A 21,358-nucleotide genomic window follows, 5' to 3' on the forward strand; every position below is an offset into this window, starting at 1 on the left:
CGGACCCGCTGCCGATCATTACCGGCACGTAGAGTAGCCACCGCGGTGTGCGGTGGGAAGCGGCGGAGCCACCGCGGCGCGAATCCCTCGTCCGGGGGACGTCTCGCACGGCGGCTTGATCGGCGCCCGGGACGGATGACACGCGGTACGGACCCTCGTACATCTCGGTCGTACGAACGAGCGGGTCCGTCCGGAAGGCCGTTTTCCGGACGCGGGCGGACGATGGAAATGAGGAGAAGGAGGTGCCCGGCTATGGCCACATTCATGGATGTCCACACGGGCATGAAGGGCATCACGAGCGAAGAGCTGATGGCCGCCCACAGGGCGGACCTGGAGATCGAGAAGGAAGAAGGCGTCCACTTCAAGCAGGCGTGGGCCGACCCGGAGTCCGGCACGGTCTACTGCCTCTCCGAGGGCCCGTCGGCCGATGCGGTCCGGCGGATCCACGAGCGCACGGGGCACCCCGCGGACTCGATTCTTCCGGTTCCGGTGACGGTCTCCTGACCGCTCCCTGACTGGATTCGTTCGCACACGGACGCCTTCCGGTGGGACGGCCGACAGGCCTGGGGTATATGCCAGAAGCAAGACCGTCGCGGATGTTGCCAAACGCCTTACACGCAGTCCCGGCCTGTGCAACAGTCGTTACCGGTCCTTCCTTCAGACTTGGCCGTGCCGCGCCTGTATCGGAGTTCTCATGCCGTCCCACCTGTTCGCGGACCGTCCCGCGCAGCCGCCCGAGCCGGGGTCGGTGGACGCACTGATCTCACAGACCCGGCGGCTGCGGGGGGAAGTGGACGCGGTGCGCCGCGACACGGTCGTCGACGACGGCGACGCCCAGGGCCGCTGGCAGCGGGCCCTGTGCGACCTGGCCGTGCACCACCTCGACGACCTCGGCGAGCACCTCGGCCAGCTCAAGGAAGGACTGCCGCCGGCGCCCGAGGCCGCCCTGCTCCCGCAGGCGGCCCCCGAGGCCGGCCCCGAGACCGGCCCCGAGGCCCAGACCCGGGTCGGCAGCGCCGAGTGGAACCTGCTGACCGACGAGGTCAGTTGGTCCGACGAACTCTTCCAGATCTTCGGCCGTTCCCCCGAGGCGGGCCCGCTGCCCCTCGACGAACTGGGCTCCACCCTGTTCTCCGAAGACCAGCCGCTGCTCACCGCGTGGGTGACGGCCTGCCTCGTCGACGGCAAGCCGATCGACGGCGAGTTCCGCATCGTCCGGGCCGACGGCCGCGTCCGGACGTTGCACATGAGGGGCGAGCCGGTACTCGACTCCGACGGCTGCACGGCCTCCATGTGGGCCGTACTGCGGGACGTGAGTGAACTGCGCCGGAGCCAGCGGGCGGTGCGCGAGTCACGGGACTCGCTGCAGCGCCAGCGGGAGATCGCGCAGACCGAGCACCGGCTGGCGGTCGAGCTGCAGGAAGCCGTGCTCCCCCCGTGGCGCGGCTCCCTGCGGTTCCCGCACGGCAACGCGGGCACGCTCGACGTGGCCGCGCACTACCTTCCCTCCGCGACCAGCGCGCTGATCGGCGGCGACTGGTACGACGCGCTCGAACTCTCCGACGGCAGCTCCATGCTGACCGTCGGCGACCTGACCGGGCACGGGGTGACCGCCACCTCCGGGATGGCGATGATGCTCGGCGCCCTGCGGGGCATGGCCATGGCCGGAATCGAGCCGGGCCCCCTGATGGGCTGGCTCAACCAGCTCCTGGAGACCTCCGTCCAGCCCGCCCTCGGCTCGGCCGTGTGCTGCCGGTACGACGCCGAACGCCAGGTCCTCTCCTGGGCGCAGGCCGGCCACCCGGCTCCCCTTCTGATCCGCCGCGGATCGGGCCGGTCCCTGCCGCCGCCGGAGGGCGTGCTGCTCGGCGCGACTTCGGGAGCGGTGTACGGGCAGGCCGAGGAGCGGCTCGAAGCGGGCGACGTGCTCGTCCTGCACACGGACGGACTGACGCCGCGCAGCATCGAGTTCAGCCGGGCGGACGGTACCGAGCGGCTGCTGGCCCTCGCGCCCCGGTTCTCTGAGGCGCGGTCGGCGCAGGAATGCGTGCGTATGGTCATCGAGGAGTTCGGCGAGAGCGAGCGCGAGGACGACGCGTGCGTGCTGGTCGCCCGCGTCGGCGGATAGCGCGGTCGGTACCCGTTCAGGGCCGCGCCGTCAGGCGCGGCCTTTCTCGTCCCCGTGGTGCCGCACGTACGGGCCGGTGCCCGGCCACGCCCGCCCTACGCCCCCGTCACACGCGGCCCGCGCATCGGCGCGGGGCTGTCGGGCAGGGCCAGTTCGATCTCCTCACGGAGGTCCTCGATGCGCGAGTACCCGGAGTACTGGCCGGTGAGCCGGTACATCTCGCGCAGCCGGTCCCATGTCCGGTGCGAAGAGGTCTCGTTCATCGACACCAGCGCCAGCCGGGCGTAGCGGTCGGCCTGTTCGGGATCGTCGGCGATGAAGCAGGCCGAGGCCATCGAGATGTAGTCGAAGATCTGCGAGCGCTGGTAGCCGTCCCCGCGCAGCCGCAGGGCCTCCTTGGCGTGGCGGGCCGCGATCGGCGCCGCCGAGGCGTCGTGGTCGGCGAGGGTCCGGTAGGCGAGGGCCTGCATTCCGTGCAGGTCCGCCTCGTCGAAGTGCTGCATCCAGCTCGGCGGCGGCACGTCGCCCTTGTCGGACACGAACAGCTCCTCCGCCTCGCCCAGGGTGCGGCGCATGGCCTGGCCCTTGCCCATGGCGGCCTGGGCCCACGCCTCGATGGTGTGCAGCATGGCACGCGTGCGCGGCAGGGTGCGTTCCCCGGAGCCGGACTTGGCGAGTTTCATCAGGTCCAGGGCCTCGTTCGGCCTGCCGAGGTGGACCATCTGGCGGGCGGCCCGGGAGAGCGCCTCGCCCGCGCGCGGGCGGTCGCCGCCCTCGCGGGCCGCGTGCGCGGCGATGACGAAGTACTTCTGCGCCGTGGGTTCGAGGCCCACGTCGTGGGACATCCAGCCCGCGAGCACCGCCAGGTTGGCCGCCACCCCCCACAGCCTGCGCTGGAGGTGGTCGGGATGGTGGTAGGCCAGCATTCCGCCGACCTCGTTCAGCTGGCCGACGACGGCCTTGCGCTGAAGCCCTCCGCCTCTGGAGGCGTCCCAGGCACGGAACACCTCGACCGAGCGTTCCAGTGCCTCGATCTCCTGCGAGCCGATGGGGGCGGCCTCGTAGCGGTCGAAGCCCGCCGGGTCGGCCTGGAAGGCGTCCCCGAAGTGCTGTGCCTCCTTGGAGACGGACGGGTCGGTGTGGAGCCAGTCGTACATGGCGTTGCTGAGGGCGGAGCCGGCAGTGAGCGCGGCACCCGCGCCCATCAGACCGCGACGGTTGAGCATGAGGTCCATTCCCGTGAATTCGGTGAGGACCGCGGCTGTGCGTTCGGGCGCCCAGGGCATTCCGTCGGGGTTCTGCCGATCCCCGTCCGGTTGCCGTCGTGTGGTGCGCCGCTGCCGTACGAACCCGAGGTCCTCGTTGGTCACGACACGACCGAGCCGCTCGGTGAACAGTGCTGCCAGTACCGTGGGCACCGGTTCGCGCGGGGTCTCCCCCATGTCGATCCATCGCCGCACCCGCGAGGTGTCGGTGGCCAGCTGGGGGTGGCCCATGGCCGCCGCCTGCCGATTGACCATCCTCGCCAGTTCGCCCTTCGACCAGCCGGCCAGGCCGAACAGGTCGTTCAAGCGGGTGTTTGGACCCTTGCTCACGTCAAGCCCCCAGGTTCTCGGCTGAGTTGACAGTAACCCCCCGCCAGGCCCCCATGGCATATTCGCCAGGCTTCGCCAGGGCACGCCCGATGGTTCGCCACCTGCCGCCGGGTGTCAGGTAGGAATGCGCCTCCCCGACCCGGTTCACCGGCGGAACTCCCCAGGGTGAAGTACGGGATCCGGCGGGGTGGCGTACGAACCCAGTCGGCGCACGAAGGGATCCGTAAAGCCATGTACGCAGCAACGTCCTCCGTGTCCGCACCTGTCCGGCCCTACCGCACGCTCCCGGCGGGCGGCGGCCCCTACCTCGAACCCGGCCGGCCCTCGTCGGCGGTGCAGGGCGCCCCTCGGGCGCGGCGGATGCCGGGAGCCGGGTCGCAGCCGCTCAGCGGAAGAATCGACCTCTCGGGGCCGCAGGGGGCGCAACTGCGCACCGCGCTCGCCTCGGTGCAGCGGATCTGTCCGGAGTTCGCGCCTGTGCAGGTGCTGCGGCGCAGCGGCCGCTCGGTCCTCCTGGTGGGCACGACCGGACGGATGACCGCCGTCGCGAAGGTTTTACTGGACCACTCGCCGGAGTGGCGCGAGCGCTACCGGCACGAAATAGCGGCGTACCGGACGTTCGTCCGGCACCGCCCTCCGGTCCGTGTGCCGCGGTTGATCGCGGCAGATCCGGAGAACTGCACGCTGGTGGTGGAGCGGATGGCCGGCCGGGTCGCGGCGCTCCAGCGCCACCCGGTCGAGGCGCCGCCGCGGGTGGACCTGCGGGCCGCGCTGGGGGCCGTGTCCCGGGTCAACCAGTGGCGGCCGCCGTCCGAGTTGTTCGGGACGCCGGTGAACTACGGGCGCCGGATCGCCCGTGACTACGAGCTGGGGCTACTGACCGACCGGGACCTCGGTGACCTGCAGAAGCTGCTGCACGGCGTGAAACTGTCGGGCACGGCACTGCAGTTCAACCACGGTGACGCGCTCCTGTCGAACCTGCTGCTGTCCCCGGCCGGGCCGGTCCTGCTCGACTGGGAGCACGCGGGCTGGTACCTGCCCGGTTACGACCTGGCGACGCTGTGGACGGTGCTGGGGGACGCGCCGGCCGCCCGGGCGCAGATCAGCCGGCTCGCCCAGGCCGCCGGTCCGGCCGCACGGGACGCCTTCCTGGTCAATCTGATGCTGGTGCTGACCAGGGAGATCCGGATGTGCGAGACGGCGGTGCAGCGCTCGATGCTGGCCACCGCGCCGACGCAGCCGCTCCCGGCGGGTTCCCTGTCCTCGGGGGAGGAGCAGCGGCTGCTGCTGCGCCGCCTGCACGACGACGCGGGCATGGCCCGCAGAGCGGTCCGGGCGGCGGTCGGCACCCGTTAGGTCCTCCGCTCACCCCCTCAAGGCGTGAAGTCCCGTGGCTCCCACCGCCACGGGACTTCGCTTGTGGGGGGGCGCGGCGGCCGGGTCCTCCCCGGGTCTGACCCGTCTCCCCCGGACGGGGGGAGCGGACCCCTCTCGTGGGGGATCCGCGCGGACCGGGGTGGCTGCGATCTTCGAAGGAGACCGGGCAAGAGGTGCCCGCAGCCGCTCCGGAGGTCCCGATGACCACGTATACCGACGACGCGCTCTCCGGCGGGCGCCCCGGCTCCGTTTCCGCAGCGGACGCCGCCCCGGACCGGGGATCACCTCCCGGGCCGGATCTGCCCGTGCAGGCCCCGCACGGGCAGGACCTGCACCCGCAGGGGCCGCACCGCCCAGGTGCGCACGGACCAGGCCTGCACCGCCCGGGCCCGCCCCGGCACGGCCCGCCCCGTCGGGGGGTGCGTGCCGTGTGGAAGGCGGCGCACGCTCCGGTCCCGGGGGTCCCGCGGTATGCGCGGATCGCCGCGGCCGCGATTCCCTTCACCGTCCTGCCGTCGTGCGTCTGGCGCCTCGGGCTGCTCTTCGTCGACCATTCCTCGGCAGACAGCGGGACGCTGCCGGGGTGGCTTCCGCTCGACGTGTACGTCGTGGTCCTCTCGGCATTCTCCGAGTTGCTGGCCTTCACCGCGATGGGACTGGTAGCCGCGTGGGGCGAGGTGGTCCCGCGCTGGATCCCGTTCCTGGGCGGCCGACGGATACCGGTGGCCGCCGCGGTCGTCCCCGCCGCGCTCGGCGCCCTGGCGCTGACCGCCCTGTGGACGGTGCTCGCGGCGGTGACCCAGGTGGCCGGGACCACCATCCAGGGCGATCCGATACCCGCTGACTTCCCCAGCGAGGGGGGCGGCTGGGGTGCCGTGTGGTTCTACGTCTGCTACGCCCCTCTGATGCTGTGGGGGCCGCTGCTGGGCGTAGCGACAGTGGCGTACTGGAGGAGGCGGCGCCACATGGCTTGACATCACATGATCCCCCGAACACCTTTTCTGACTCAGCATCAGACATGCTGGAGCCACCCTCGCCTCCCCACTCCGCTGGAGCCTGCCCATGTCCGCGAGCGCTTCACGCACGCCGTCCGCATCCCTCCCCTCGAGACGTACGGTCATCGCCGGCGCGGGAGCCGGGGTCCTCGCCGCCACCGTGCTGCCCACCGCCGCCGCGCGGGCGGCGGACGGTCCCCCGCTCGGCGAGTACGACGTCGTGGTGGTCGGTTCCGGAGCCGCCGGGATGACCGCCGCGCTGACCGCCGCCAAGCGGGGGCTGAGCGTGCTGGTCGTCGAGAAGGCCCCCACCTTCGGTGGATCGGCCGCCCGCTCCGGAGCCGGCATATGGCTGCCGAACAACTCGGTCATCCTTGGTGCGGGGGTGCCGGACACCCCGCAGAAGGCGGCGGCGTATCTGGCGGCGGTCGTGGGCGGCGAGGTGCCTGCGGACCGGCAGGCGGCCTTTCTCTCCAACGGGCCGCGGATGCTGGACTTCGTCATGGCCAACAGCCCGCTGAAGTTCCGCTTCATGGAGGGGTACAGCGACTACTACCCCAATCTGCCGGGCGGCCTCCCGAACGGCCGCTCCATCGAGCCGGACTACATCGACGGCAACATCCTGGGCGCCGAACTGGCCCGTCTGAACCCGGCGTACATGCCCGTCCCGGCCGGGATGGTGGTGTTCAGCCAGGACTACAAGTGGCTGAACCTCGCCGCGGTGAACGCGAAGGGGCTCGCCGTGTCGACGGAGTGCCTGGCGCGCGGCACGAGGGCGGCGCTGTGCGGGGAGAAGCCGCTGACGATGGGCCAGGCCCTTGCGGCCGGCCTGCGGGCCGGGCTCATGCGGGCGGGAGTGCCGGTGTGGTTGAACAGCCCGCTGGTCGACCTGGTCCAGGAGGGTGGCGCGGTGACCGGGGTGGTCGTCGAGAAGGCGGGCGTGCGGGGCATCGTACGGGCCCGGCGGGGGGTGGTCATCGGCTCGGGCGGTTTCGAGCACAACGCGGAGATGCGGGCCCAGTACCAGCAGCAGCCGATCGGCACCCAGTGGTCGGTGGGCGCGAAGGAGAACACCGGCGACGGGATCCGCGCGGGACAGCGGGCCGGGGCGGCGCTGGCCCTGATGGAGGACGCCTGGTGGGGGCCGTCGATCCCGCTGCCAGGGGAGCCGTACTTCTGCCTCGCCGAGCGGACCCTGCCGGGCGGCCTGATCGTGAACGCGAACGGGGCGCGGTTCGTCAACGAGGCGGCCCCGTACAGCGATGTGGTGCACGTGATGTACGAGAAGGACCGGGGTGCGGCCGGCTCGCACATCCCGGCGTGGCTGATCGTGGATCAGAACTACCGCAGCAAGTACCTGTTCAAGGACATCCTGCCGACGATCGTCTTCCCGGACTCCTGGTACGAGGCGGGCGCGGCGAAGAAGGCGTGGAGCTGGGACGCGCTGGCCGGTCAGATCGGCGTGCCGGCGGCGGCGCTGCGGGCGACCCTCAACCGGTTCAACGCGCAGGCGTGGAGCGGCACGGACTCCGACTTCCACCGGGGCGACACGGCGTACGACCACTACTACACGGACCCGGGGGTGACGCCGAACTCGTGTCTGGCCCCGATATGGGCCCCGCCGTTCTACGCCTTCAAGATCGTGCCGGGGGACCTCGGCACGAAGGGCGGTATCGTCACGGACGCCCGCGCGCGGGCCCTGCGGGCGGACGGCTCGGTGATCCGGGGCCTGTACGCGGCGGGCAACGCGAGCGCGGCGGTGATGGGCCACAGCTACGCCGGGGCCGGGTCGACGATCGGTCCCGCGATGACGTTCGGCTACGTGGCGGCGAACGACATCGCGGACGCGTGACGGGCTGCTGGCCCTGCCTGCTAGCCCTGCTGGAAGAGCTCGGCGGGGAGCGGCTTCAGGAGCGCGTAGAGGTCATCGGTGATCGGGCGGTCCCAGCTGGCGATGGTGACCAGCACGTTGTCGCTGCGGTCGAACTGCACGCAGGAGATACGGGACTCCGACAGCTTGATCTTCCGGACGATGAGGAGGTTGTCGCCCTGCATGACGGGGCAGTCCTCGACGCCGGTGACCTCGACGTCCTCGTCGTTCTCGAGTGCGTCGAGGAGCTGGGCCACCTCGAAGGGGATCTCGCCCTCGGCGAGGTCCCTGGCGGGGGAACCCTCGGGGAGGTTGCCGATGATCATTGCGGGGCCGCGTCCGCCGAACAGGTCGTAGCGGAGGAAGACACCCTGGCAGCTGCCGTCGGGCGCGGGCAGCAGCCCGGCCCCGAGATTGCCCGGCCAGTCCCCCGGGTCCATGGCCAGGACGTCGAAGTCCGGGCCGGCGGGTGTGGCGGCGCGGTGGCGGCGGAGGAAGGACATGCCGCCATGGTACGTGTCCCCGCGAGATTTCCCGCCCGCGGCCCCTCGTCCCGGGCGGCCCGCAACCGGGGGTGAGCCTCGCGCGTCCTGCGGTACGGGCGGCCTGTAACCTGATCATGACCTTTATGAACATGTTCAATACATCGGGGGGTTCGGTGTACCGCCACCGAGTCATGATCTCTGCCGCCGTCGTCGCGGCGGCCATCGGTCTCGCGCCCGGGACGGCCCGGGCCGCGGGAACGTCCGCGGACCGGGCTCCGGCCGTGGAGCCGGGCTCCGTACCGGGCCCGAGCGGTCAGGAGACCGCCGCGAAAGTCGCGGCGGCTACGGCGGAGGCGGCGAAGGCCGCCACCTTCAGCAGCCCTGCGGAACGCTCCGTGGTCAAGACCCTGCCCGGCTTCGAGGGCAACCGGGCCTCGGGTGTGCGGCAGGACCCGGACCTCAAGGTGGGCATCGGCGCGTACGGGACCGGGGCCCGCACCATGGGCATCGCGACCCTGGGCACGACCGATCTCGTCGGCACGCTCCGGATCGACGTCGACTGGGGCGACGGCCGGACCGACACCGCCTCCGCCGCCACCAACGACTTCGCGCACTTCAAGCACACCTACGCCGAGGTCGGCGGCCACAAGATCACGGTGACCGCGACCGATGAGACGAACAAGGTGTCCGCCACCAACGCGGTGGAGGTCTTCCTCGCCGGCTCCGCCTTCACCCCGCTCACGCCCACCCGGCTGCTGGACACCCGGGACGGGACCGGCATGCCGGTCGCCTATCCCCTCGCCCCGTACACGACCACCTGGGTGAAGATCTCCGCCAACGGCGGCATACCGGCCGGGGCGACCGCCGTGGCCCTCAACCTCACCGCCACCAACCCCACCGCCGACGGACACGTCGTCGCCTACGCGTCGGGCAAGGAGCAGCCGGACACCTCGAACCTCAACTTCGTCGCAGGCCAGACCGTCCCGAACCTGGCGGTCGTACCGGTCGGAGCGGACGGGTACGTCACCCTCGCCAACCGCAGTGCGGGCTGGGTGGACCTGATCGCGGACGTGACGGGCTACTTCAACCGTTCTCCCGACAACGGGTTCACCCCACTGGACCCGGTCCGTCTCGTCGACACCCGCGAGGGGCTGGGCGCGGCGAAGGGCCAGGTCGACGGGCAGGCGGCCATCGGCGTCCAGATCGCGGGCAAGGGCGGGCTGCCGCCCGAGGGCATCACGGCCGTGGCACTGAACCTCACGGTCACCGAGCCGAAGAGCTCCGGGCACCTGACCGTCTACCCGAGCGGGCAGCAGGCGCCGGTCGCGTCGAACGTGAACTTCGTCCCGGGCCAGACGGTGGCGAACTCGGTGATCGTGCCGGTCGGCCCGGACGGCCGGATCGACGTCCGCAACGGTTCCTGGAGCGCCACCGACGTGATCGTGGACGTGACCGGCTACTACAGCGCCGACGGCAAGGGCGCCTACATGCCGGTCGCCCCGCAGCGCCTGCACGACTCCCGGCTGTACGACTGGCCGCTCGCCGGCCGGGACTACCGGTACCAGTACCTGTACCAGTCCGACATCACGCTCGGAGCGGCCGTGCTGAACACGACGGTCACCAACACCCGGGGCAGCGGGCACCTCACGGTGGACCAGTACGGCCACAGCACGGCCGTCCGGCCGGCCAAGCCGAACTCCTCCAACCTGAACTGGACCAAGGGGGCCACCGTCTCGAACCTGGTCCAGGCGAGCACCGGCAAGAACGCCATCGTCGACTTCTGGAACGGCGGCCGGCAACCCACGGACCTGGTCGTCGACCTGTTCGGCGTGTACGACACGAACTGACGCACCCGCGCGCGGCCTACCCCGTGTAGGCCGCCAGGGCTGCCGGGAGGCCCGTGAGGTCGGTGCCGAGCTTGCGGCAGGCCGTGGAAAGCTCCCAGTCCGCGCCCGGGCTCGGGCTCGGGCCGCCTTCGGCACTGCGCACCGCGCGTTCCGCCGCGCGGAGCTCGCCCGCCGTGAGGCGGTCCTCGCCGGCCGGGACGAGCCGCGCCCCGCCGCCCGGACCGGCGAGGGTGCCGGCCACCTCGGCCGCCAGGCCGTCCGCGCCGCACTCCCGCGCGGTCACCACGGCCCGCGTCAGCAGCTCCTCGTCCCGCAGCTCCGTGCCGAGCGCGGCCAGGGCGCGGGCCAGCTCGTACCCGGCCGGGGAGGTCGCGAGCAGGGCCACCGCCTCGCGCAGCAGCTCCGCCCGTTCCCCGGGCGCCGCGACCTCCGCCGCGACCCGCAGGGCCTGGCCGATGGCCGACGGGGCACCGAAGACGCGGGCCCGCCGCAGGGCGTCGCCGGCCAGGGCGCGGGCCCGCTCCGGGTCCTGCGCCGCCACGGCCCGGGCCAGGTGCAGCTGCCACGGGCACCACGACGGGTTCTGGATGCCGCGCGGCGTCAGCCGCCGGTCGACCTCCTCCAGTTCGGCCGCGGCCGCCTTCGCCTCGCCCCGGGCCAGCAGCAGTTCGGCGTAGACGGTCTGGGAATCCGGGAAGACCACCGCCGCCGGGAAGGGCCGACCGAACTCGTGCTCCCTCGCCAGGCCCCAGGCCTCGCCGGTCCGTCCCCGGGCGAGCAGCGTCGTGATCAGGATGGCGATGGTGTACCAGTGCACGGGCGTGCCGCGGCCCACGCGCTCGGCGAGCTGCAGTCCGGCCCGGGCCAGCTCCTCGGCCTCCGCGAGCCGTCCGCGCCGGAAGCGGATGTAGGCGCGCAGGCTGTACCCGAAGGAGAGGTGCGCCCCGCGCCAGCCCTGCCGCTCGAACTCGGCGGTGCCCGCCTCGAACAGTTCCTCCGCCCGGCCGGGGCGGTCGGCGTACATGTGGGCCATGGCCACGAGGACGGGGACCTCGAAGCCGCGGTCCTCGTACGCCCAGCTGAAGCCCTGTTCCAGGACCCGTCCGGCGTGGTGCAGGACCACGTCCACCGGTTCGCCGCGCAGGCAGGCGTCCCAGGCGCGCAGCCCGATGACGTACCGCTCGGTGAGGTCGCGGCCGGTCAGCCGGTCGGCGAGCCGGGCCAGGCGCCGGGACCGGGCCGGGGAGTCGGCCTCGGCGGCGTTGAAGGCGTCCCACATGAACTGCTCGGACTGCAGGCGCAGCCGGGCGCGTGCGTCGTGGGTGAGCGCGATCTCCCGCGCGAGGGATTCCGACGCCTCGGCGAGGCGGTCGCTGTGGGCGAGGACCTGCGCGAGCCTGATGACGATGCCCTGGCGCAGGGCCGGGTCGTCCACGGGCTCGGCGAGCGCGGCCCGCAGGTGGTTGACGGTGTTGACCGGTTCGGTGAGCAGGGAGGCGCAGCCGAGTTCGTAGAGCACGGCGGCGCGTTCGTCGAAGTCGGGTGGCTCGAGCAGGGCGCGGGCGAGCTGGCGGCGGGCCGCTTCGGGGGCTCCGGCCCGCAGGTTCTCGGCGGCGGCCTCGCGCAGCGTGCGTACCACCCAGGGGTCGTTCTCGGGGTGGGTCTCCAGGAGGTGGCGGGCCGCCGCGGAGGCGCCGAGTCCGGCGTCGATGACGGCCGCTGCGGCCTTGCCGTGCAGGGCGACGCGCAGCGCGTCGGGGATGGCGCGGTATATGGCGGTGGCGATGAGCGGGTGGACGAATTCCAGCCCTGCGTCACGCTTCTCGGAGACGGCCGCCTCGGTGGCGGCGGACAGGATGCGGGCGTCCCGCAGCCGTGCGGTGGCGTCCACGGCCTCCTCGGCGCCGAGGGCGGCGACCCGCGCGGCGAGGTCCTGCGGGATGGCGGTGCCGAGGACGGCGCAGGCCCAGGCGAAGCGGACGGTGGAGGGGCCGAGGCGTTCGAGGCGTTCGACGAGGCCGCTGCCGCGCTGGGCGGCGGCGAGGTCGCGCAGCAGGGGCGCGCTGGACTCGACGGGGGCGAGCCCCTTGTCCTGGATCCTGGCGGTGAGTTCGACGGCCTCGAAGGGGTTGCCGGTGGTGACGGCCCAGGCCTCCTGGCAGAAGGCGTCGTCGGCGTGCTCGCCGACGGCCTCGCGGACCAGGGTCGCCACGGCGGGCGCGGTGAGCGGGGAGAGGGTGAGCGGGCGCTGTCCCGCGCGGCCGGGCAGCGTGCGGAAGGCGTCGGCGTGCGTGGGCAGTTCGTCGGGACGGTAGGCGACGACGAGGAGCAGCGGGAGGTGTTCGGCGCGGGGCGCGTACGCGGCGAGCCATTCGAGGGATTCGGGGTCGGCCCAGTGGGCGTCGTCGAGGACGAGGGTGACGGGGGCGCGCTTGACGACGAGGTCGGTGAGCACCCAGTCGAGTCCGTCGCGCAGACCCTGGGGGTCGGGCGGGGACCCCTGTTCGGGGGCGCAGAGGCCGAGCGCGGGGCCGACGATGGAGTACCAGCTGCCGAGGGCGGCGCGCAGCTCCTGCTCGGAGGTGCCGGCGAGCTGGGGCTGGATGAGCTGGCGGGCCACGTGGAAGGGCTGGCTCTGCTCCTGTTCGCCGCCGCGTGCCGCGAGGACGGTGCAGGAGCGGGCGTGGGCGCGGCGGCGGAGTTCGGCGAGGAGGGTGGTCTTGCCGAGGCCGGCGGGTCCGGAGAAGGCGAGGAGTGCGCCGCCGCCGTCCGGGGCGGGTCCGGCGAGCAGGTCGAGGGCCTCGTCGACGATGGCGAGTTCGGTCTCGCGTTCGACCAGTGTGCGCCGTATGCGGGACCGGCGTTCCGTCATGGCTGGTACCCCCCAGGCCTGTTCGGGGGCATCAGCGTACGCCCGCGCACAGCGGGAGGGAGCATGCTGACGGAAAGTTTCCGATCTTCTTTTCAGCTGTCCGCGGAGCGCTTCGCGAGGGCCTCCAGGACGGCGACCGCCTCGGCGGCGCGGTCGGCGGCGACGAAGAGGTGGTCGTGGTGGTAGCCGGCGATGACGTTGCAGCTCAGACCGTGTGCGCCGAGTTCGGCGGCGAAGGCCGCGGTGAGGCCGACGGCGTCGAGGGCGGAGTGGACGCGCAGGGTGATCCAGCCCGCGGTGTAGTCGTAGGCGAGCCCGGCCGCGTCGGCCTCCTCCTGTCGCAGGACGAGAGTGAGCCCCTCCCGCTCCCGGATCGTGGCCACCGGCTCCGTCCCGGCCGGGACGGTGGTGCCGGGCACGGTGCAGAACACGTACACGCCGTCGTTCAGCTCGGGCCTCATGCCGCTCAGCAGTTTCCGCAGATCGCTCTCGCCGCTCATGCCGCCAGCCTAGATCGTCCCTTCCGGATCGTGCCGGGCGGCGCGGGCCGGGCAGGATCCGGAAGGGACGGCCTGGTCAGCGCTCGGCCCGGAGCCTGCGGTGCCACCACGCGCGGGGGCGCCCGCTCCAGTCGGCCCAGTGGTGGGGCAGTGGTTCGGGATCGGGCAGCGTGCGGCGGCGGAACTCGTCGTCGAGCGCGGCGAGCATGCGGCCGAGCTCCGCCCGCGCCTGTGGCGGGAGGGTCCGGTAGCTGTGCAGCAGCGCGTCACGGACGTACCCGATGTCATCGAACTCGCACTCGGGACAGCTGCACTCCACGGCGAGCGGCCTGAGGCGCGAGCCCGGCCGGCTCAGGAACTTCCGGTAGAGCGCGAGCTGCTCCCGGAGTGCGCTGAACCCGTGCTCATGGCCGAAGGTCCCGCTCTCCGCCCAGTGGACGGCCGCACTCGCGGCGGCCGACAAGCGGTCCACGCGGGGCAGGTGGCGCACCCATGCGGGTGGCCGGCGGTCCTCGTACCGTCCTCGTGCGGCGCGCAGCGCGCCCGGCCGTCTACGCGGCATCGCCCTTTCGGCGGTCGGTCATCACCTGCCCAGCATGCCGGGAACCGCCGGGCGGGGCAACGGCTTTGCGGCGCGCCGCGACCCGCTGCCCGGCGGCCGGGCGGCGGGTCGCGGCGGGGGGGGCGACGCCTACGTGAGGTCGAACTCCCCGCCCCGGGCGCCCAGTACGAACTTGCGCCACTCGTCCGGCGCGAAGATCAGCGAAGGGCTTTCGGGGCGCTCGCTGTTGCGCATCGCGATGAAGCCGTCGACGAAGGCGATCTGGACGTCACCCGCTCCCCGGCTGCTCGACTGCCAGTCCGCCTCGGTGAGATCGAGGTCCGGCTTCCCCCAGCCAGCGAGGGGCTGTGAAGTCATGCTCTCTGCCACGTGCGTGCTCCTCCCGGTACGTCGTCCGGGGCCAAGGTTAACCACCGCGGCGGGTGCCGCACAGGCCACGGTGAGTCACCCTGACCGGTCCGGCACCCCCCGGTCCTCTCAGCCTGTGGGCCGCTCCGCTCCCACCAGCCACATCGCGAAGAACTGCGCGCCGCCGCCGTACGCGTGTCCCATGGCCCGGCGGGCTCCCGGGACCTGGTGTTCCCCCGCCTGTCCGCGGACCTGGAGGGCGGCCTCCGCGAAGCGGATCATGCCGGAGGCGCCGATCGGGTTGGTGGACAGGACGCCGCCCGACGGGTTGACCGGAAGGTCCCCGTCGAGTTCGGTGACCCCGGCCTCGGTGAGCTTCCAGCCCTCGCCCTCCTCCGCGAAGCCCAGGTTCTCCAGCCACATCGGCTCGTACCAGGAGAACGGCACGTACATCTCGACCGCGTCGATCTCACGGCGCGGATCGGTGATCCCGGCCTGCCGGTAGACGTCGGCGGCGCAGTCCTTGCCGGCCTGCGGGGAGACGAAGTCCTTGCCCGCGAAGAGCGTCGGTTCGCTGCGCATCGCCCCGCCGTGCACCCAGGCGGGCGGCCTGGGCGAACGGGCCGCGCCCGCGCGGTCGGTGAGGATCATCGCGCAGGCCCCGTCGGAGGAGGGGCAGGTCTCGGAGTACCGGATCGGGTCCCACAGCATCGGCGAGGCCTGGACCTTCTCCAGGGTGATGTCGTGCTCGTGCAGATGCGCGTACGGGTTCTTCAGGGCGTTGCGGCGGTCCTTGTACGCGACGAGCGAGCCGACCGTGTCGGGTGCGCCGGTGCGCCGCATGTACGCGCGCACGTGCGGGGCGAAGAACCCGCCGGCGCCCGCCAGCAGCGGCTGCTGGAAGGGCACGGGGAGGGAGAGTCCCCACATGGCGTTCGACTCGGACTGCTTCTCGAACGCGAGGGTGAGGACCGTGCGGTGGACGCGGGCGGCCACCAGGTTGGAGGCGACGAGGGCCGTGGAGCCGCCGACCGAGCCCGCCGTGTGCACGCGCAGCATCGGCTTGCCGACGGCGCCGAGCGCGTCCGCCAGGTAGAGCTCGGGCATCATCACCCCCTCGAAGAAGTCGGGGGCCTTGCCGATGACGACCGCGTCGATGTCGGCCCAGGTCAGTTCGGCGTCGGCGAGGGCGCGGGCCGCGGCCTCGCGGACCAGTCCGGCGATGGAGACGTCGTGGCGGGCGGCGACGTGCTTGGTCTGCCCGATCCCGACAACGGCGACGGGCTCCTTGCCAGTAGTCCCGGTAGTGCCCGTAGTGCCCGTGATACCCGTAGTGCTCACCGAGCGTCCCCTTCCAGGACGGCGACCAGGTTCTGCTGGAGGCAGGGGCCGGAGGTGGCGTGGGCGACGGCCCGGTCGGACTCGCCGCGGTGGATGCGGGCGGCCGCCTCGCCGATCCGGATGAGGCCGGCCGCCATCATCGGGTTGGCGGCGAGGGCCCCGCCAGAGGGGTTGACGGCTACCGCTTCACCGAGGCCGAGCGCCTTGCGGAGGACGACTTCCTGGGAGGAGAACGGCGCGTGCAGTTCCGCCGTGTCCACGGGAGCCTCGAAGACACCGGCGCGTTCGGCCGCGATGCGGGTGGACGGGGAGTCGGTGAGGTCGCGCAGGCCCAGGCTGTGAGCCTCGATGCGGTGGTCGATGCCGGTGATCCAGGCGGGCCGTGCGCACAGCCGGCGTGCGGTGTCGCCGGCGGCGAGGACGACGGCGGCGGCGCCGTCGCCGATCGGCGGGCAGTCCCCCGTGCGCAGCGGAGCAACCTGGTAGTCGCCCTGCGGAACGGAGCCTCGGAGCTGGGCGTGCGCGTTGGCCTCGGCGTCGGCGCGGCTGCGGGCGCCGATCGCGGCGAGGGCGGGTTCGTCGGTCTCGCCCGCGTCGATCAGGGCCTGGGCCTGGAGGGCGGCGAGGGCCACGGAGTCCGGCCAGAGGGGGGCCACGTAGTACGGGTCGAGCTGGCGCGTCAGCACGTCGCGTACCGATCCGGGCGAGGACTTCCCGTACGAGTAGACCAGCGCGGTGTCGGCCTCGCCGGTCTGGATCTTGACCCAGGCCTCGTAGAGGGCCCACGCGCCGTCCATCTCGACGTGCGACTCGGAGATGGGCGGCCAGGCGCCCACCCCGTCGAGGGTCATGGTGAAGGAGAAGGCCCGGCCGGCCAGGTAGTCGCTGGAGCCGGAGCAGGTGAAGCCGATCTCCCCGGCCTTCAGGCCGGTGGCGGCCAGCACCTGGTGCAGGACCGGCATGACCATCTCGACTTCGCTGAGGTCGGAGGTGTCGCGGCGGTGGTCGCTCTGCGCGAACGCGACGACGGCGACCTCGCGGGCGTACCTCGACGGCGTCTTCGGCATCAGATGAGCTCCTTGTACGCGTCGTAGTCCGCGTCCGGCTCGCCGGTGGGGCGGTAGTGGTCGGGGTAGCGGCCGCCTTCGGTCCAGACCGGTTCGACGCGCAGACCCATGCGGACCTGGTCGTACGGGATTCCGCCGATCCGGCCGTGCAGGGCGAGACCGGCGCCGTCGAGGGCGATGTGCGCGTAGACGTACGGCACCTCGATGTCGAGGTTCTTGGCCTTGATGTTGACGATGCAGAAGGTGGTGACGGTGCCGGCGGGGCCGACCTCCACCTGGTCGGTGGTGGCCACCCCGCAGGTGGGGCAGGCGCCGCGCGGCGGGACGTACACCTTGTGGCAGGAGGGGCAGCGCTCGCCGACGGTCTTCCGCTCGGAGAGGGCGTTGATGTAGGCGGTCTGGGCGCGGCCCGGGCTGTAGGTGTAGTCGAGGCGGGCGCGGGCGACGATGCCGTGGACGGCGTCGTCGAAGGCCCCGTCGTGCGGGGCGCCCTCGCCGACGTCCAGTCCCTCGTACGGCTCGAAGCAGGCGATGTCGGTGATCGCGCCGGTGCGGTCGGCGGCCCAGCGGATCCGGACCCGCATGCCGGTGCGCACGGATTCGGGGCCGGGTGCGTCGAGGGCGTGCAGGAGGGCCGTGTCGGCGCCGTCGAGCTTGACCAGCACCCAGGCGAAGGGGGTGTCCAGGGGCTGGTTCGGCCGGGGACGGCCGTTCCAGGCCCAGGTGGTGACGGTGCCGGTGGCCGCGACCTCCACGAGCTCGCGGAGCTCCTCGGCGGTGGCGGGGTCGTACTCGACGGGCGGCACCATCACCGCGCCGCCGGAGGTCCTGACGCCGAGCACGACGCCTTCGCGCAGCCCGGTGAGGAAGGCGCTCTGCACGGGCCCGAGGGACCGGGTGAAGGGGAACTCGACGACGAGGGGCGCGCGGAGCACCTCCGGTGGGGAGGCAGCTGTCATGGTGGCTCTCCGATGCGTTCGATTCCGGTACGGGCGGCAGCTCGACGGGCCCCGGGCGGGCCCACTCCCCCGTCTGACGTCTTGCGCGGTCGCCGCCCCCGACGGTTCCGGCGATTACAGCCCCGCCGACGTTTGAGGCGCGGGTCCGGGGCAGCGCCCCGGCAGTGGCGCCGCACCTCCACCCGGCACGGCGGCGGCGGTACAGCGGCGGCAGCGGCACGGCGGTACGGCAGCGGTAGCGGTAGCGGCACGGCGGTACGGCGGTACGGCGCGGGAACTACTCGCGGCGGTACGGCGGGGTGGGAACTACTCGCGGCGGTACAGCGGCGGCCGCTTCTCCGCGAACGCCCGCGCCCCCTCCTTCGCGTCCGCCGTGTCGAAGATCGGCCACCCCCGCAGCAGTTCCGCCGCCAGGCCCTCCGTCTCCGTCAGCTCGGCGGACTCGTAGACCGAGGCCTTCACGGCCTCCACGGCCAGCGGCCCGCACGCGTTGATCTGCTCCGCGATCTCCAGCGCGGCCTCGAGCGCTGTGCCGGCCGGCACCACCCGTCCGACCAGTCCGATCCGCGCCGCCTCCTCGGCGGAGTACGGACGCCCCGTCAGCAGCATCTCCAGGGCGTGCGTACGCGGGATCTGGCGCGGCAGCCGCACCGTGGAGCCGCCGATCGGGAAGAGCCCCCGCTTGACCTCGAACAGTCCGAACGTGGCCCCCTCCCCCGCCACCCGGATGTCGGTGCCCTGCAGGATCTCCGTCCCGCCGGCCACGCAGTACCCCTCGACCGCCGCGATCACCGGCTTGCGCGGCCGATGGTGGCGGAGCATCGCCTTCCAGTGGAGGTCGGGGTCGGCCTTGAGGCGGTCCCGGTACGCGTCGCCCGCCATGCCCTTGCCGGCGAGCGCCTTGAGGTCCATGCCGGCACAGAAGTCCCCGCCCGCGCCGGTCAGCACCACCGAGCGGATCTCCTCGTCCGCGTCCGCCTCCAGCCAGCCGTCGTACAGGCCCACCAGAAGCGGCAGCGAGAGCGCGTTCTTCGCCTCGGGCCTGTTCATGGTCAGCACCAGCGTGGCACCGTGCCGCTCCACGGTCAGGTGTTCCGTCCCACCCATTGCCGTCCTCCCGTCTCAAGACCTAGAACAGGTTGCAGTAGGGGAGGGTGCAGTTCAATAGTTTTCTGACACCCAGTCAGATTTCTTGGGCGGCGGCCTTCCCTGTTGCCTTCTGCGGCGCTCTAATGACCGCCGAGCAGACCAGCCATGCGCGTCACGCGTCACGCGTCAGGAGGAACGGTGGAGTACAACCTTGCCGACCTGTTCGAGTCGGTCGTGGACGTGGTCCCGGACCGCGAGGCCCTCGTGTACGTCGACCACCCCGGCACCGGCGCCGAGCGCCGTCTGACGTACTCCGAACTGGACGCGGCGGCCAACCGGATCGCGCACCACCTGCTCGACAGCGGCCTGAAGGCCGGCGAACACCTGGGCCTGCACCTCTACAACGGGGTCGAGTACCTCCAGACCGTACTGGCCTGCCTGAAGGCCCGCCTCGTACCCGTGAACGTGAACTACCGGTACGTGGAGGAGGAACTGGTCTACCTCTACAACGACGCCGACCTCGCGGCGCTCGTCTTCGAGGGGGAGTTCACCGAGCGGGTCGCGGCCGCGCTCCCCCGGACCACGAAGCTCCGTCACCTGATCCGGGTCGGCGCCACCCCCGAGGGCGCCCCGGAGCCCGCGATCGCTCCGATCGCGTACGAGGACGCCGAGGCGGCCGGGTCACCCGAGCGGGGATTTCCGCCGCGCAGCCCCGACGACCTCTTCATCATCTACACCGGCGGCACCACGGGCATGCCGAAGGGCGTGATGTGGCGGGCCGAGGACCTCTTCTTCGCGGGGCTCTTCGGCGGTGAGCCGTCGGGCGAGCCGGTGAAGCGGCCCGAGGAACTGGCCGAGCGGGTCGCTGCGCGCGGCGCCGGACTCACCTTCTTCCCCGCGCCGCCCCTCATGCACGGCACCTCGACGCTCACGTCGTTCGTCGCCTTCAACTACGGCCAGCGGATCGTCATCCACCGCAAGTACGCGCCGGAGGAAGTGCTCCGCACGATCGAGAAGGAGAAGGTTTCCAGCGTCTCCCTCGTCGGAGACGCGATGCTGCGGCCGCTGATCGACGCGCTGAACGGCCCTTTGAAGGGCACCGACCTCTCCTCCCTCTTCAGTGTCTCCTCGTCCGGCGCGATCATGTCGGACACGGTGAAGGCGGAGTTCCAGCGGCTGGCGCCGAACGTGCTCCTCCTGAACAACTTCGGCTCCTCCGAATCCGGTTCCAACGGGCGCGCGACGGACGACTCCGGCCCGGAGAAGGGCTTCCGGCTGGAGGTCAACGAGCGCACGCAGGTGGTGGACCCGGTCACGCACGAACCGGTGCCGGTGGGCGTTCCCGGACGCCTGGCGCAGCGCGGCTACGTTCCGCTCGGCTACTACAACGACCCGGTGAAGACCGCCGAGACCTTCTTCCAGCGGGGTTCGGAGCGCTGGGTGCTGCTGGGCGACATGGCGACCGTCGACGAGGACGGCATCGTCACGGTGCTCGGCCGCGGGTCGCAGTGCATCAACACGGGCGGCGAGAAGGTCTACCCGGAGGAGGTCGAGCAGGCGCTGAAGTCCCACCCGGACGTGTACGACGCGCTGGTCGCGGGCGTCGCGGACCCGAAGTGGGGCAACCACGTGGCGGCGGTGGTCCAGATCCGGCAGGGCGCGCCCGAGCCGACGCTGGACGAGATCCAGTCCCACTGCCGCACGAGACTGGCGGGGTACAAGATCCCCCGCCAGCTGGTGATCACCCCCGCCATCCAGCGCTCCCCGAGCGGCAAGGCGGACTACCGCTGGGCCAAGACGATAGCCACGCAGGCCAACACAACCACCTGACCACCCCCGCCAGGGACACAAGCCCCGGGCAACCCTCCAACCCCGACCCCGCCCGAGGCACGGGCCCCGACCTTTCAGCCCCGCCGACGCCTGCGGCACGGGGCCCGGGGCGGAGCCCCAACCCTTCAGCCCCGCCGACGCCTGCGACACGGGGCCCGGGGCGGAGCCCCGACCCTTCAGCCCCGCCGGCGTTTGCGGCGCGGGGACGGGGCGGAGCCCCGATCCTTTTCAGCCCCGCCGGCGTTTGCGGCGCGGGGTCCGGGGCGGAGCCCCAACCCTTCAGCCCCGCCGGCGTTTGCGGCGCGGGGTCCGGGGCGGAGCCCCAACCCTTCAGCCCCGCCGGCGTTTGCGGCGCGGGGTCCGGGGCGGAGCCCCAACCCTTCAGCCCCGCCGGCGTTTGAGGCGCGGGGCCCGGGGCGGAGCCCCGGGGAACGGAGGAAGGGCGGGGCGGGGAGCTGCTCCGCGCAGCGGCACCCGCCCCGCACCCGCACCC

At 72.5% G+C, this 21,358-nt stretch carries 17 protein-coding genes; 7 read left to right on the forward strand and 10 right to left on the reverse strand.

Going from position 1 to position 21,358, the window contains the following annotated elements:
* The first annotated feature begins 252 nt into the window (after nt 1-252).
* Nucleotides 253-504: an SCO4226 family nickel-binding protein gene (locus ACZ6Y1_RS04825; RefSeq protein WP_469622893.1), complete on the forward strand. Its 252-nt coding sequence runs from the start codon at nt 253-255 to the stop codon at nt 502-504.
* 190 nt (nt 505-694) lie between these two features.
* Complete coding sequence (locus tag ACZ6Y1_RS04830; RefSeq protein ID WP_469622895.1) at nt 695-2,128, forward strand: PP2C family protein-serine/threonine phosphatase; 1,434 nt, start codon at nt 695-697, stop codon at nt 2,126-2,128.
* Between the two features lie 95 nt (nt 2,129-2,223).
* Here the strand turns inward: ACZ6Y1_RS04830 and ACZ6Y1_RS04835 are convergent, their stop codons facing one another.
* Nucleotides 2,224-3,723, reverse strand: a complete 1,500-nt coding sequence (locus ACZ6Y1_RS04835; protein WP_469622898.1) for a DNA-binding protein NsdB — start codon at nt 3,721-3,723, stop codon at nt 2,224-2,226.
* 231 nt (nt 3,724-3,954) lie between these two features.
* Between ACZ6Y1_RS04835 and ACZ6Y1_RS04840 the strand changes: the two genes are divergently transcribed.
* The 3 genes from ACZ6Y1_RS04840 (at nt 3,955) to kstD (ending at nt 7,947) form a co-directional block, all read left to right on the forward strand.
* The gene (locus ACZ6Y1_RS04840; RefSeq protein WP_469622900.1) at nt 3,955-5,079 is read left to right on the forward strand and encodes an aminoglycoside phosphotransferase family protein; all 1,125 of its coding nucleotides are present in this window, start codon (nt 3,955-3,957) and stop codon (nt 5,077-5,079) included.
* A 440-nt stretch (nt 5,080-5,519) separates the two neighbouring features.
* A complete protein-coding gene (locus ACZ6Y1_RS04845; RefSeq protein WP_469622903.1) occupies nt 5,520-6,074 on the forward strand; it encodes a hypothetical protein in 555 nt (184 codons plus the stop codon).
* Between the two features lie 88 nt (nt 6,075-6,162).
* On the forward strand, nt 6,163-7,947 hold the full coding sequence (kstD, locus tag ACZ6Y1_RS04850) for a 3-oxosteroid 1-dehydrogenase (protein ID WP_469622906.1): 1,785 nt from the start codon (nt 6,163-6,165) through the stop codon (nt 7,945-7,947).
* A gap of 20 nt (nt 7,948-7,967) precedes the next feature.
* Here the strand turns inward: kstD and ACZ6Y1_RS04855 are convergent, their stop codons facing one another.
* Nucleotides 7,968-8,468: a hypothetical protein gene (locus ACZ6Y1_RS04855; protein ID WP_469622908.1), complete on the reverse strand. Its 501-nt coding sequence runs from the start codon at nt 8,466-8,468 to the stop codon at nt 7,968-7,970.
* 173 nt (nt 8,469-8,641) lie between these two features.
* On the opposite strand from ACZ6Y1_RS04855, the gene ACZ6Y1_RS04860 reads away from it, so the two are divergent.
* On the forward strand, nt 8,642-10,297 hold the full coding sequence (locus ACZ6Y1_RS04860; RefSeq protein ID WP_469622911.1) for a hypothetical protein: 1,656 nt from the start codon (nt 8,642-8,644) through the stop codon (nt 10,295-10,297).
* Nucleotides 10,298-10,313: 16 nt separating this feature from the next.
* Here ACZ6Y1_RS04860 and ACZ6Y1_RS04865 read toward each other — a convergent pair whose 3' ends face one another.
* From ACZ6Y1_RS04865 to ACZ6Y1_RS04900, 8 genes are all read right to left on the reverse strand, one after another.
* The gene (locus ACZ6Y1_RS04865) at nt 10,314-13,169 is read right to left on the reverse strand and encodes an ATP-binding protein (RefSeq protein WP_469622916.1); all 2,856 of its coding nucleotides are present in this window, start codon (nt 13,167-13,169) and stop codon (nt 10,314-10,316) included.
* 92 nt (nt 13,170-13,261) lie between these two features.
* On the reverse strand, nt 13,262-13,669 hold the full coding sequence (locus ACZ6Y1_RS04870; RefSeq protein ID WP_469622919.1) for an ACT domain-containing protein: 408 nt from the start codon (nt 13,667-13,669) through the stop codon (nt 13,262-13,264).
* A gap of 76 nt (nt 13,670-13,745) precedes the next feature.
* Nucleotides 13,746-14,141, reverse strand: coding sequence for a hypothetical protein (locus ACZ6Y1_RS04875; protein WP_469622922.1), 396 nt, complete (start codon nt 14,139-14,141; stop codon nt 13,746-13,748).
* A gap of 219 nt (nt 14,142-14,360) precedes the next feature.
* Nucleotides 14,361-14,588 carry a DUF397 domain-containing protein gene (locus ACZ6Y1_RS04880; protein WP_376659906.1) on the reverse strand — a complete coding sequence of 76 codons (228 nt, stop codon included), beginning with the start codon at nt 14,586-14,588 and terminating at the stop codon, nt 14,361-14,363.
* A 120-nt stretch (nt 14,589-14,708) separates the two neighbouring features.
* On the reverse strand, nt 14,709-15,920 hold the full coding sequence (locus ACZ6Y1_RS04885; RefSeq protein ID WP_469622925.1) for a thiolase domain-containing protein: 1,212 nt from the start codon (nt 15,918-15,920) through the stop codon (nt 14,709-14,711).
* Complete coding sequence (locus tag ACZ6Y1_RS04890; protein ID WP_469622928.1) at nt 15,917-16,987, reverse strand: thiolase domain-containing protein; 1,071 nt, start codon at nt 16,985-16,987, stop codon at nt 15,917-15,919. The genes ACZ6Y1_RS04885 and ACZ6Y1_RS04890 overlap by 4 nt, the downstream gene beginning before the upstream one ends.
* A complete protein-coding gene (locus tag ACZ6Y1_RS04895; RefSeq protein ID WP_469622931.1) occupies nt 16,987-17,946 on the reverse strand; it encodes a Zn-ribbon domain-containing OB-fold protein in 960 nt (319 codons plus the stop codon). Before ACZ6Y1_RS04895 ends, ACZ6Y1_RS04890 begins: the two co-directional genes overlap by 1 nt.
* 306 nt (nt 17,947-18,252) lie before the next feature.
* Nucleotides 18,253-19,053 (reverse strand): crotonase/enoyl-CoA hydratase family protein, encoded by an 801-nt coding sequence (locus tag ACZ6Y1_RS04900; protein ID WP_469622936.1) that lies wholly within the window; start codon nt 19,051-19,053, stop codon nt 18,253-18,255.
* A gap of 180 nt (nt 19,054-19,233) precedes the next feature.
* Between ACZ6Y1_RS04900 and ACZ6Y1_RS04905 the strand changes: the two genes are divergently transcribed.
* A complete protein-coding gene (locus tag ACZ6Y1_RS04905; protein ID WP_469622939.1) occupies nt 19,234-20,865 on the forward strand; it encodes an acyl-CoA synthetase in 1,632 nt (543 codons plus the stop codon).
* Nucleotides 20,866-21,358: the final 493 nt, after the last annotated feature.

This window comes from Streptomyces sp. NPDC053432 (assembly GCF_055585365.1).

What these genes read in the sequence shown, in the direction of transcription:
- ACZ6Y1_RS04890 (WP_469622928.1), bottom strand. Translation starts at nt 16,987, where the DNA reads ATGCCGAAGACGCCGTCGAGGTACGCCCGCGAGGTCGCCGTCGTCGCG.
- ACZ6Y1_RS04900 (WP_469622936.1), bottom strand. Translation starts at nt 19,053, where the DNA reads ATGGGTGGGACGGAACACCTGACCGTGGAGCGGCACGGTGCCACGCTG.
- ACZ6Y1_RS04895 (WP_469622931.1), bottom strand. Translation starts at nt 17,946, where the DNA reads ATGACAGCTGCCTCCCCACCGGAGGTGCTCCGCGCGCCCCTCGTCGTC.
- ACZ6Y1_RS04825 (WP_469622893.1), top strand. Translation starts at nt 253, where the DNA reads ATGGCCACATTCATGGATGTCCACACGGGCATGAAGGGCATCACGAGC.
- ACZ6Y1_RS04865 (WP_469622916.1), bottom strand. Translation starts at nt 13,169, where the DNA reads ATGACGGAACGCCGGTCCCGCATACGGCGCACACTGGTCGAACGCGAG.
- ACZ6Y1_RS04880 (WP_376659906.1), bottom strand. Translation starts at nt 14,588, where the DNA reads ATGACTTCACAGCCCCTCGCTGGCTGGGGGAAGCCGGACCTCGATCTC.
- ACZ6Y1_RS04830 (WP_469622895.1), top strand. Translation starts at nt 695, where the DNA reads ATGCCGTCCCACCTGTTCGCGGACCGTCCCGCGCAGCCGCCCGAGCCG.
- ACZ6Y1_RS04860 (WP_469622911.1), top strand. Translation starts at nt 8,642, where the DNA reads ATGATCTCTGCCGCCGTCGTCGCGGCGGCCATCGGTCTCGCGCCCGGG.
- kstD (WP_469622906.1), top strand. Translation starts at nt 6,163, where the DNA reads ATGTCCGCGAGCGCTTCACGCACGCCGTCCGCATCCCTCCCCTCGAGA.
- ACZ6Y1_RS04855 (WP_469622908.1), bottom strand. Translation starts at nt 8,468, where the DNA reads ATGTCCTTCCTCCGCCGCCACCGCGCCGCCACACCCGCCGGCCCGGAC.
- ACZ6Y1_RS04840 (WP_469622900.1), top strand. Translation starts at nt 3,955, where the DNA reads ATGTACGCAGCAACGTCCTCCGTGTCCGCACCTGTCCGGCCCTACCGC.
- ACZ6Y1_RS04870 (WP_469622919.1), bottom strand. Translation starts at nt 13,669, where the DNA reads ATGAGCGGCGAGAGCGATCTGCGGAAACTGCTGAGCGGCATGAGGCCC.